The organism is Polaribacter sp. Hel_I_88, assembly GCF_000687935.1.
GTDB lineage: Bacteria > Bacteroidota > Bacteroidia > Flavobacteriales > Flavobacteriaceae > Polaribacter.
In genome coordinates this window covers 814845-826078 of the sequence record NZ_JHZZ01000001.1, presented here as the reverse complement: position 1 = coordinate 826078, position 11234 = coordinate 814845, and the positions used below count along the sequence as shown (strand labels likewise).

The 11234-nt window shown below is 30.9% G+C and carries 11 protein-coding genes; 4 read left to right on the top strand and 7 right to left on the bottom strand.

The window, feature by feature from the left end; translation table 11 throughout:
- Positions 1-5: 5 nt before the first annotated feature.
- The 3 genes from P161_RS0103605 to P161_RS0103595 form a co-directional block, all read right to left on the bottom strand.
- Positions 6-1034: a rod shape-determining protein gene (locus tag P161_RS0103605; RefSeq protein WP_026775702.1), complete on the bottom strand. Its 1029-nt coding sequence runs from the start codon at positions 1032-1034 to the stop codon at positions 6-8.
- A gap of 74 nt (positions 1035-1108) precedes the next feature.
- Positions 1109-2635: a bifunctional phosphoribosylaminoimidazolecarboxamide formyltransferase/IMP cyclohydrolase gene (gene purH / locus P161_RS0103600; RefSeq protein WP_026775701.1), complete on the bottom strand. Its 1527-nt coding sequence runs from the start codon at positions 2633-2635 to the stop codon at positions 1109-1111.
- Positions 2636-2948: 313 nt separating this feature from the next.
- The gene (locus tag P161_RS0103595) at positions 2949-3401 is read right to left on the bottom strand and encodes a GAF domain-containing protein (RefSeq protein ID WP_026775700.1); all 453 of its coding nucleotides are present in this window, start codon (positions 3399-3401) and stop codon (positions 2949-2951) included.
- Between the two features lie 417 nt (positions 3402-3818).
- On the opposite strand from P161_RS0103595, the gene P161_RS0103590 reads away from it, so the two are divergent.
- The 4 genes from P161_RS0103590 (at position 3819) to P161_RS0103575 (ending at position 7759) form a co-directional block, all read left to right on the top strand.
- Positions 3819-4223, top strand: coding sequence for a hypothetical protein (locus P161_RS0103590; protein ID WP_036841208.1), 405 nt, complete (start codon positions 3819-3821; stop codon positions 4221-4223).
- Positions 4224-4292: 69 nt separating this feature from the next.
- On the top strand, positions 4293-6536 hold the full coding sequence (locus tag P161_RS0103585; protein ID WP_026775698.1) for a carboxypeptidase-like regulatory domain-containing protein: 2244 nt from the start codon (positions 4293-4295) through the stop codon (positions 6534-6536).
- 82 nt (positions 6537-6618) lie between these two features.
- Positions 6619-7029, top strand: a complete 411-nt coding sequence (locus tag P161_RS0103580; RefSeq protein ID WP_026775697.1) for a heavy-metal-associated domain-containing protein — start codon at positions 6619-6621, stop codon at positions 7027-7029.
- A 1-nt stretch (position 7030) separates the two neighbouring features.
- Positions 7031-7759 (top strand): heavy-metal-associated domain-containing protein, encoded by a 729-nt coding sequence (locus P161_RS0103575; RefSeq protein ID WP_026775696.1) that lies wholly within the window; start codon positions 7031-7033, stop codon positions 7757-7759.
- Positions 7760-7934: 175 nt separating this feature from the next.
- Here the strand turns inward: P161_RS0103575 and groL are convergent, their stop codons facing one another.
- The 4 genes from groL to P161_RS0103555 form a co-directional block, all read right to left on the bottom strand.
- Positions 7935-9569, bottom strand: coding sequence for a chaperonin GroEL (gene groL, locus P161_RS0103570; RefSeq protein WP_026775695.1), 1635 nt, complete (start codon positions 9567-9569; stop codon positions 7935-7937).
- A 125-nt stretch (positions 9570-9694) separates the two neighbouring features.
- Positions 9695-9970, bottom strand: a complete 276-nt coding sequence (groES, locus tag P161_RS0103565) for a co-chaperone GroES (protein WP_026775694.1) — start codon at positions 9968-9970, stop codon at positions 9695-9697.
- 178 nt (positions 9971-10148) lie between these two features.
- The gene (secG, locus tag P161_RS0103560) at positions 10149-10478 is read right to left on the bottom strand and encodes a preprotein translocase subunit SecG (RefSeq protein WP_026775693.1); all 330 of its coding nucleotides are present in this window, start codon (positions 10476-10478) and stop codon (positions 10149-10151) included.
- The gene (locus P161_RS0103555) at positions 10475-11227 is read right to left on the bottom strand and encodes a tetratricopeptide repeat protein (protein ID WP_026775692.1); all 753 of its coding nucleotides are present in this window, start codon (positions 11225-11227) and stop codon (positions 10475-10477) included. Before P161_RS0103555 ends, secG begins: the two co-directional genes overlap by 4 nt.
- Between the last annotated feature and the right edge of the window lie 7 nt (positions 11228-11234).

Genomic DNA, 11234 nt, shown 5'->3' with positions numbered 1-11234 from the left:
TAATGCTAGTTCATTAATACGTTTTTGTATTTTTTTAATTCTTTTAAAGCAATGCCTGTTCCACGAACAACGGCTCTTAATGGATCGTCTGCAACATATACAGGTAAATCTGTTTTACGAGATAAACGCTTGTCTAAACCACGTAACATAGAACCACCACCTGCTAAATAAATACCTGTATTGTAAATATCCGCAGCTAATTCTGGTGGAGTTTTAGACAATGTTTCCATAACTGCATCTTCAATTCTTAAGATAGATTTATCCAAAGCCTTTGCAATTTCTCTAAAAGAAACTTGTACTTGTTTTGGTTTTCCACTTAACAAATCTCTACCTTGAACCAACATTTCATCTGGAGGCGTATCTAAATCTTCGGTTGCAGCACCAATTTGAATTTTTATTTTTTCTGCGGTAGTTTCACCAACATGTAAATTGTGTTGCGTACGCATGTAATACATAATATCATTGGTAAACAAATCTCCAGCAACTTTTACAGATTGATCACAAACAATACCACCCAAAGCAATAACAGCAATTTCTGTAGTTCCACCACCAATATCAATAATCATATTTCCTTTTGGTTCCATAATATCAATACCAACACCAATTGCAGCAGCCATTGGTTCGTAAATTAAGTAGATTTCTTTGGCATTCATATGCTTTGCAGAATCACGTACAGCTCGTTTTTCAACTTCTGTAATTCCTGACGGAATACAAATAACCATTCTTAATGCTGGTGGAAATAATTTTTTCTTTATAGATGGAATTTGCTTTACAAATTCCTTGATCATTTCTTCTGATGCCTGGAAATCTGCAATAACTCCATCTTTTAAAGGACGAATCGTTTTGATGTTTTCATGCGTTTTTCCTTGCATTAAATTAGCTTCCTCGCCAATTGCAATAATTTTACCAGTCAGTCTATTTCTAGCAACTATGGAAGGTGCATCAATAACCACTTTTCCATTGTGAATTATTAACGTGTTTGCGGTTCCTAAATCAATCGCAATATCTTCCGTCATAAAATCAAAAAAACCCATAAATTTATCTTGTTTTGGAGTACTAATAATCTTACAAATTTACTAAAATTAATCTTGTAAATCTGTTAATTTTATTAATGTTTAAAATGTCTTGTTCCAGTCATTACCATCGATATATTATTGGCATTACAATAATCGATACTTAACTGATCTTTTATAGATCCTCCAGGTTGAATAACGCTTTTAATTCCTGCTTTATCTGCAATTTCTACACAATCAGGAAAAGGGAAAAATGCATCACTAGCCATTACTGCTCCATGTAAATCGAAACCAAAAGAGGTTGCTTTTTCAATAGCTTGTCTTAACGCATCAACTCTACTAGTTTGGCCTGTACCACTTGCTAAAAGCTGATTGTTTTTGGTAAATACAATGGTATTCGATTTTGTATGCTTACAAATTTTAGAAGCAAATAATAAATCTTTTAGTTCGCTTTCAGTTGGTTTTGTGTTTGTAGCGTATGTTAAATCTGCTAACGTATCTGTTTTAGCATCTTTGTCTTGCACCAACAAACCATTTAAAGCGGTTCTTACATTTTGAGTTGGTAATTCTGTAGATTTCTGAATTAATAGAACTCTGTTTTTCTTTCCTTTTAAGATTGATAAAGCTTCATCAGCATAACTTGGAGCAATCACAACTTCACAAAATAATTTATGAATTTCTTCTGCAGTTGCTGCATCAATTTCTTTGTTGGCTATTAAAACACCACCAAAAGCAGAAACAGGATCGCCAGCCAAAGCATCTAAATACGCTTGTTTAATAGTGCTTCTTTGCGCAAAACCACAAGCATTGTTATGTTTTAAAACCGCAAATGTTGGGTCTTCTCCAATAAATTCGTTCATTAAATTTACAGCTGCATCAACATCTAATAAGTTGTTGTAGCTTAATTCTTTACCATGTAATTTATCGAACATTGCATCTAAATCTCCAAAGAAAAACCCTTTTTGATGCGGATTTTCTCCATATCGTAAAGTTTTAGAAACAGTTTCACTCGCTTTATAAACAACTTCATCTTCATTAAAATAATTAAAGATGGCTGTATCATAATGAGAAGAAACATTAAAAGATTTTGCAGCAAACTTTTTTCTTTGCTCTATAGAAGTTTCTCCATTATTTTCTGATAAGATCGATAAAAACTCATCATATTGCTCCATGGAAGAAACCGTAAATGTGTCTTTAAAGTTTTTGGCTGATGCTCTAATTAAAGAAATGCCACCAATATCAATTTTTTCTACAATATCTTGCTCAGGTGCTCCAGAAGCAACTGTTTTTTCAAACGGATATAAATCTACAATCACCAAATCTAATTGTGGAATGTTGTATTCTTGCATCTCAGCAACATCACCTTCATGATCTTGTCTGTTTAAAATTCCTCCAAAAACTTTTGGATGTAAAGTTTTTACTCTTCCTCCTAAAATAGATGGGTAAGAGGTAACATCCTCTACAGGAACCACATCAATGCCTAACTCTTTTATGAATTTTTCTGTACCACCAGTAGAATAAATAGTAACATTTAACTCATTTAACTTTTGAACTATTGGTGCTAAACCATCTTTGTGAAATACCGAAATTAAGGCAGATTTAATTGTTTTTGAAGTGCTCATTTGTTGTGTTGTTGTTAAGCACGCAAAGCTACACAAACATTGAGTGAATTACAATAAAAAGATAGTAACAAAATAGGGGAGTAGTTAACAAAATGAGTTTTCAGTTTTCAGTGGCAGTTTGCAGTTGATAGATATTTCTACAAAATTTGTCATTTTGAAAAAAACTAGAAGTATAATCAATGAATGTAAGACGCTTTAAAGAGAGCTAAACTATTTGAAAATCATCTAATTAAAAAAGAGTTTTTCAAAAAAAAGTAAATGTTATATCCACAAAGATTTTTTCCCCTTTGGGGAAATTAAAAGGGGCTATTTCTTAAAACAACGTAGCAACTTGTTTACAAACGTATTCTAGTAAAATTGTGTCATTATCTGTAAATGTATTTGCTGTGTGAGAATCAATATCAATTTGCCCAATATTTTCTCCATCAACAAAAATAGGAATCACAATTTCAGATTTTACTTTCCAACCACAAGAAATGTAATTATCTTGTTCAGAAACATCTTGTACCACAAAATTCTGATTGCTTACAGCAACTTGTCCACAAATTCCTTTTCCAAAAGGAATAATCGTGTGCTCAGTTTCTTCACCTGTATATTGTGCTAATTTTAATTCTTCTTTATTACCGTTGATAAAATAAAAACCAACCCAATCATAGTAAGAGATTTCACTTTCTAAGTAATCACAAATGGCTTGTAATTTTTCTTCTTTAGATGCTTTATTAGCTATAATTGTATCAATTTCTTTTGATAAAACTTCGATATTCATAATTTTAATTTTGACGACAAAAATAAATGATATATTGTTACTTCTTGTTAAAATTAAGTAAGATTTTATTTTAAAAATTAGTACACTCGTAAATTTCGCTCCTATGGAGCTTTGCGTCATTATTGATTAATTATTATTAATATTTCGCTCCTAAGGAGCTAAAAATCCCAGAGGGATGAACTATTAATAAATATACTTGGTACAACTAAATTAAGCTCCAGAGGAGCGATATCTTAAATATTTCAATCCATCATATGAATTTCGGAAGTTTATAAAATTTCATTATTTAAAAATCTTTAAAAAAGTATAAGATTTTTTGTAAAAAATGATAATTAGTGAATTCTTGGCTTGATAACTTTAAGTTAGCCTTTTTTAACAAATTTTTACAAAATCTTATTGTAAATTTGCAAAACAATAATGAAACATTTTTTAACTAAAATATCGTCTTTAACACTAGCGTTTTTAGTGTTGTTTTCAACCTTTTCTTTTACGGTTGATACACATTATTGTGGAGATTTTTTAGTTGATATTTCTTTTACAGGCGAAACTGATGCTTGTGGAATGGATATGGAAAAAGTATCAAAAAAGAAAAATTGCTGTAAAGATGAGGTTCATCAAATTGAAGGACAAGATGAATTGCAAAACAACAAAATTGAGAACATCACTTTTGAAAATCAGCAGTTTTTAGCAGCTTTTTTTATTTCTTATAAAGACATATTTGTAGAAATTTCTACTGAAAAAAAATCTTACAAAGATTTTTCTCCACCTGATATTGCTTTCGATTATCAGGTTTCTTACCAATCTTTTTTTAATTTGATTTAATTTTTAACACTCAAATGTCATCTTTTTAGATGATTAACAGTCTTGTTATAAAATTAAAATCAATATTAAATGAAAAAATATATTTTAAATAGCTTTTTGCTATTGATGCCTTTCATGCTGTTTTCTCAAACAACCTATAAAGGCATGATTATGGAACGAAACAATCCTAAAGATAATTTAGGGATAGAAGGCGTTTCTGTACATTGGCTAAACACAAATGTAAGTGCAATTACCAATAGTAAGGGTTGGTTTACAATTGCTTATAAACTTGAATATAAAAAACTGGTTGTTAGTTATTTGGGGTATAAAACAGATACCATCACTATTAATAATTTAGAACCAATTCACTACTTTTTAAAGCCAGAGGGTGAGCTGGAAGAAATCACGATTAATACAAAAAGAAATCCGGTTCAAAAATCATTTTTATCAACCACTAATATGTTTACAGTAAATGCAGAAGAATTGTTAAAAGCTGCTTGCTGTAATTTGGCTGAAAGTTTTGAAACAAATCCATCAATCGATTTAAGTTTTTCTGATGCGTTAACAGGAACTCGTCAAATTGAAATGATTGGTTTAAAAAGTCCGTATTTGCTAATTACACAAGAAAATATTCCGACTGTTAGAGGTGCAAGTCAAGTTTTTGGACTCACATTTACACCAGGAACTTGGGTAGAAAGTATTCAAATTACAAAAGGTGCAGGTTCTGTAGTGAATGGATTTGAAAGTATTTCTGGACAAATTAATGCAGAATTGGTAAAACCATTTTCTGATAATAAATTTTTCTTAAATGCCTATGGTTCTCAAATGGGTCGTTTTGAATTGAATACGCATTTTAATGAGCTAATTTCAGATAAATGGCAAACAGGTGTATACATCCATGGAAATTATACAGGTCAGAAATTTGATAATAATGGTGATAATTTTTTAGACATGCCCTTAGCCAATCAACTCAATGTAATGAACAGATGGCAATTTACAGACGCCGAAAAAGGTTGGGTTAGTTTTATAAATGTTCGTTTTTTAAATGATGAAAAACAGACAGGAGAACTGGATTTTAATCCTGAATTAGACAGAGGAACTACCAATAAATGGGGAAGTGAAATAGATACCAAACGTTTTGATACTTCTTTAAAACTTGGGTATGTTTTTCCAGAAATGCCTTTTCAAAGTATTGGGTTTCAAACAGCGTATAGCAACCATCAACAAGACTCATATTTTGGATTGAATGTGTATGATATTCAGCATGAAAGTGTGTATTCTAATTTAATATTCAATTCCATTATTGGTGATACAAGAAACAAATTTAAAACAGGATTGTCATATACATATGATCGATTTGATGAATTGGTTAATACTACAAATTTTAGCAGAAACGAAAATTCTTTAGGCGCATTTTTTGAATATGCTTTTGATAATTTAGAAGATTTTAGTTTAACTGCGGGTTTACGAGTTGATACACACAATTTGCTAGGTACTTTTGTTACGCCACGTTTGCATCTAAGATATGTTCCTTGGGATAGAGGAGTTTTAAGAGCATCTGTTGGAAGAGGAAAAAGAAGCGCAAATATTTTTGCAGAAAACCAACAGTTGTTTGCAAGTTCTAGGCAAATTAACATCGATGATGTTGGTGGAAATATTTACGGATTAAACCCCGAAATTGCATGGAATTATGGAGTTTCCTTTATGCAGAGATTCAATATTTTTGAAAAAAATGGCGATATTACATTTGATTTGTATCAAACCAACTTTCAAAACCAAGTAATTGTAGATTGGGAAAATCCGCAAGAAATTTCATTTTACGATTTAAATGGAAGTAGTATTGCTAATAGTTTTCAAGTAGAAGTAAATTATGAGCTGGCTAAAAACCTCAATTTTAGAACGGCTTACAAGTATTTTGATATTTCTACAGATTATAAAAGTGGAAACTTGCAAAAACCAATCCAGCCACAAACACGTTTCTTTGCAAATTTATCTTATGAAACCGAATTAACAGCAAAAGAATCTCAATGGCGATTTGATGTTACTTTCAATACTATTGGAGAACAGCGTTTGCCAAATACACGTTCAAATCCTGTGCAATATCAATTACCAGAAAATGCTGCATCTTACCAGTTATTAAATTCGCAGATTACAAAAGTATTTTCTAGTAAATTTGAAGTGTATGTTGGAGGAGAAAACTTAACCAATGTGCAACAACCAAATCCTATTTTAGGAAGTGATGATCCTTTTGGTGCAAATTTTGATACAACTATTGTGTATCAGCCAATTTTTGGAAGATCAATCTATGCAGGATTACGATTTAAAATTAAATAGTTAAAAAAAATAAAAATTAATTACAAACTCCTCAAAGGGTTTCAAAACCTTTGAGGATTAAAACTAAATAAAAATCAATAAAATGAAAAAAGTATTTATAACATTAGCAATAATCTTAGCAGGTTTTACAGTACAAGCGCAAGAAGTAAAAAAAGATAAAAACGCAAAAATATCTATGAAAGTAGATGGCATTTGTGGTATGTGCAAAAAGCGTATAGAAACTGCAGCTTTAAAAACAAAAGGTGTAAAGTTTGCAATTTGGAGTCCAACAACACATCAACTAAATGTAATAATGGACGAGCGTAAAACTGATGTTAAAACCATTCAAGATCATATATTAGAAGTTGGGCATGATATTTTATTAGAAGATGATAAAAAAATTGTCGCTAAAAATGAAGCGTACGAATCTGTGCATCCTTGTTGCAAATACAGAGATGAGGAAATTGTAAAAGATCATGAAGGAGAATTGAAAAAAGTAAAGAAACAAAAGTAAAATGACACATACTTACAACATTTCTGGAATGACTTGCAATGGTTGTAAGTCTTCCGTAGAAAAATCTATTTCAGCACTAGAAAACGTAGAAAATATTTCAGTTGATTTAGAAAACAAATCCGCAGAAATTAAAATGAAATCTCATTTATCTGTGGATGAATTACAAAATGCATTATCAGAAAAATTTACGATTTCGGAAAAAAAAGAGTCTAAAAAAGAAATTCCAGCTGTAGATTTTAAGGAAGATGAAAAATCTGAATTGCAGCAATTATTTCCTTTATTTTTAATATTTGGTTTTATAACCACTGCATCCATTTTAATCAATATAAATCCTTGGAACACATCAGAATTTATGTTAACATTTATGGGTTTATTTTATGTGGTTTTTAGCTTTTTTAAGTTGTTAGATTTAAAAGGTTTTGCAGGTAGTTTTGCAATGTATGATCCTTTAGCGAAAAAAATTCCGAATTATGGATTGGTGTATCCGTTTATAGAATTAGCCTTAGGAGTTTTCTTTTTAATGCGATTTCAAATATTAGCAGCAATCATTATCACTTTCATTATTTTAGGAATTACAACAATTGGAGTAACGAAATCTTTGATGTCTAAACAAACAATTAAATGTGCGTGTTTGGGCTCAGTTTTAAACCTACCAATGACGAAAGCTACGTTTATAGAAAACACTATAATGATTTTAATGGCTGTTTTTATGCTTATTGAGTTTTTGTAAAATAACTTCAATTTTATTTTAAACGCTCATACCTAGAATTTATACCTACTAGGTTTTTGAAACCTTGCAGGATAAAAAATCCGTTAGAAAAATAATTCTAACGGATTTTTAATTTATAAAAATAAGTTAATTTACGCTAAGCAAGAGTAAATTAATTATCTTTGGCGATTCGCCACTACATCATTCCTGGCATTCCACCACCCATTGGAGGCATTCCACCACCAGCGTTTTCTTCTTTAATATCGATTAAAGCACATTCTGTAGTTAAGATCATACCTGCAACAGAAGCTGCGTTTTCTAAAGCAACTCTAGTTACTTTTTTAGGATCTATAATTCCAGCCTCTAACATATCTACATATTGTTCAGATTTTGCATCGTAACCAAAGTTCTTTTTGCCCTCTAAAACTTTGTTGATTACCACAGAACCTTCACCACCAGCATTTTCTACAATCGTTCTTAAAGGCGATTCAATTGCTTTGTTTACAATTTGTACACCTGTAGTTTCGTCTAAATTTTCGGTTGCTAATTTTTCTAAAACTTTTTTAGCACGCACAAATGCAACTCCACCACCAGCAACAATACCTTCTTCAACTGCAGCTCTTGTAGCATGTAAGGCATCATCAACTCTGTCTTTTTTCTCTTTCATTTCTACTTCAGAAGCAGCACCAACATATAAAACTGCAACACCACCAGCTAATTTAGCCAAACGTTCTTGTAGTTTTTCTTTATCATAATCAGAAGTAGTTGTTTCTATTTGAGATTTGATCTGACCAACTCTTGTTTTAATTGCTTCGGGATCTCCAGAACCGTTTACAATGGTAGTATTATCTTTATCAATGGTAATACCTTCTGCAGTACCTAATAAATCTAAGGTTGCGTTTTCTAAAGAGAATCCTCTTTCTTCAGAAATTACAGTTCCACCAGTTAAAATTGCAATATCCTCTAACATTGCCTTTCTTCTGTCTCCAAAACCAGGCGCTTTTACAGCCGCAATTTTTAATCCACCTCTTAATTTGTTTACTACTAAAGTTGCTAATGCTTGTCCATCTACATCTTCAGCAATAATTAATAAAGGTCTTCCTGATTGAGAAACTGGTTCTAAAATTGGTAAAATTTCTTGTAAGTTAGAAATCTTTTTATCAAACAATAAAACATATGGATTTTCTAAATCTGCAATCATTTTATCTGCATCAGTTACAAAATAAGGAGATAAATAACCTCTATCAAACTGCATACCTTCCACAACATCTACGTATGTTTCCATACCTTTTGCTTCCTCTACAGTAATTACACCTTCTTTACCAACTTTTGCAAAAGCAGTTGCAATTAAATCTCCAATAACATCATCATTATTTGCAGAAATTGCAGCAACTTGTTTAATTTTTTCTGATGAATTACCAACTTTTTGAGCTTGCTTTTCTAAATCTTCAATAATTGCAGTAACAGCTTTATCAATTCCACGTTTTAAATCCATTGGATTTGCGCCTGCAGCAACGTTTTTCAATCCTTCTTTTACAATTGCCTGAGCTAATACAGTTGCTGTTGTAGTTCCATCACCAGCTAAATCGTTTGTTTTAGAAGCTACTTCTTTTACCATTTGAGCTCCCATATTTTCTAAAGGATTCTCTAACTCAATTTCTTTTGCTACAGAAACACCATCTTTAGTAACTGTTGGTGCTCCAAAAGATTTAGAAATAATTACATTTCTTCCTTTTGGTCCTAAAGTTACTTTTACTGCGTTTGCAAGTGCATCAACTCCACGTTTTAAGCCATCTCTAGCTTCTATATCAAATTTTATATCTTTTGCCATTGTTTAAATTGTTTAAAGTTCCGAGTTTAAAGTTTAAAGTTTTCCACTCAGAATTAATAGTTTATGTAAGTTTTATTCATTCAAAAGTTGCTACTGAAAACTGCAACTGCGAACTGAACACTTTTTTAGATGATCGCCAAAATATCAGATTCACGCATCATTAAATAATCAGTTCCCTCTAATTTTAAATCAGTTCCACCATATTTACCATATAAAACAGTATCGCCAACTTTTACAGTTAAAGGCTCATCAACTTTACCATTTCCAACTGCAACTACAGTTCCTTTTTGAGGCTTTTCTTTTGCGTTGTCTGGTATAATTAATCCAGATGCTGTTTTTGTTTCTGCTGGTGCAGGTTCTACAAGAACTCTATCTGCTAAAGGTTTAATGTTTAATCCCATTGTTTTATAAATTTTGATTAATAAAATTATTTTTTATATTGTATAAATAGTCAGAAATTATGCCATCAGCTAAAAACTGACAATTTTTCTTTGAATGATTTTTAATAGGAAAATCAAGGCAAAAAAAAATGCCAACGTGTCATTTACGTTGGCATTTCTATGTTGTATCACTAAAAAACTAGTTGATAGTATCGTTTGTAGCTGGAGCAGAAGTTGTGTTTTCTATAGGAGCTGTTCCTTCTAGAGTTCTGTCTAAATTAACATCATTTTCTCCACCTCTAGGAATAGCGATGTTCGATAATAAAATTAAAGCAAACATTGCAATTGCTAACGTCCAAGTTGTTCTGTCTAAAAAATTATTTGTGTTTTGCACACCCCCTAAAGATTGTGCTCCTCCACCTCCAAAAGAAGAAGATAATCCTCCACCTTTAGGATTTTGTACCATAACAATTAATATTAAGGCTATGGCTACAAATAAAATTAATACTATAAACACTGTATAATTCATGATTTATTTTTTTGTAAAATTTGTATTCTTTTAATTTGGTCTGCAAAGAAACCACTTTTTTCTGGATATTTCAAAATTAAAATTCTATATGCTTGTATTGCATTTTCGTATTTTTTTTGCTCCAAATAAACTTTTGCTAAAGTTTCCGTCATTAAAGAGGAATCTTGTTTGTTTTTTGCTATAGCAATAGAGACACTTTTGTCTTTAGAAAGAGGTGTTATTTTAGGATTATTTTGAATAAATTTTTCTATAATTTCCTGATTTTCATCACTGTTTTTTTCTTCGGAAGCCTCTCTAATAATTGGTTTTTTTGTAGATAATTGCAACCATTGATTAAAAGAATAATTTTCATCATTTGTAAAAGAAATTGGTTTGCCAACTTTTAATTGTTTTTCAACTTTTTCTACGGATGTTTTTTTAGCAATACTTTTAATGTTGATGCTACTTTTAGGCTTGTTTTCTTCAGCAATCTTTTCGATTAATTGTTGATGAATTTCTTTTTTAGGAGTATTAAATTTATTCGATACAATAAAATCGAACAAAACAGTTCTATCAGTAGTGTGAGCTGCAGTTGTTTTTAGTTCGTTATTATATTTAAAACTATCTTGATTTTGTAAACCTTTTAAATATAGAGCTCTTGCAGTTTGAAAATAAGGAAATTCATCTACAACAGTTTTTAACTCGGCAGTTTCTACTTGCTGAATAGTTTGTTTTTTATCTAATATATTGATGAAACTATCTTTTTTCAACTTTGTT

Coding starts and splice junctions, on each gene's coding strand:
- P161_RS0103605 (WP_026775702.1), bottom strand. CDS start 1,034: ATGGGTTTTTTTGATTTTATGACGGAAGATATTGCGATTGATTTAGGA.
- purH (WP_026775701.1), bottom strand. CDS start 2,635: ATGAGCACTTCAAAAACAATTAAATCTGCCTTAATTTCGGTATTTCAC.
- P161_RS0103595 (WP_026775700.1), bottom strand. CDS start 3,401: ATGAATATCGAAGTTTTATCAAAAGAAATTGATACAATTATAGCTAAT.
- P161_RS0103590 (WP_036841208.1), top strand. CDS start 3,819: ATGAAACATTTTTTAACTAAAATATCGTCTTTAACACTAGCGTTTTTA.
- P161_RS0103585 (WP_026775698.1), top strand. CDS start 4,293: ATGAAAAAATATATTTTAAATAGCTTTTTGCTATTGATGCCTTTCATG.
- P161_RS0103580 (WP_026775697.1), top strand. CDS start 6,619: ATGAAAAAAGTATTTATAACATTAGCAATAATCTTAGCAGGTTTTACA.
- P161_RS0103575 (WP_026775696.1), top strand. CDS start 7,031: ATGACACATACTTACAACATTTCTGGAATGACTTGCAATGGTTGTAAG.
- groL (WP_026775695.1), bottom strand. CDS start 9,569: ATGGCAAAAGATATAAAATTTGATATAGAAGCTAGAGATGGCTTAAAA.
- groES (WP_026775694.1), bottom strand. CDS start 9,970: ATGGGATTAAACATTAAACCTTTAGCAGATAGAGTTCTTGTAGAACCT.
- secG (WP_026775693.1), bottom strand. CDS start 10,478: ATGAATTATACAGTGTTTATAGTATTAATTTTATTTGTAGCCATAGCC.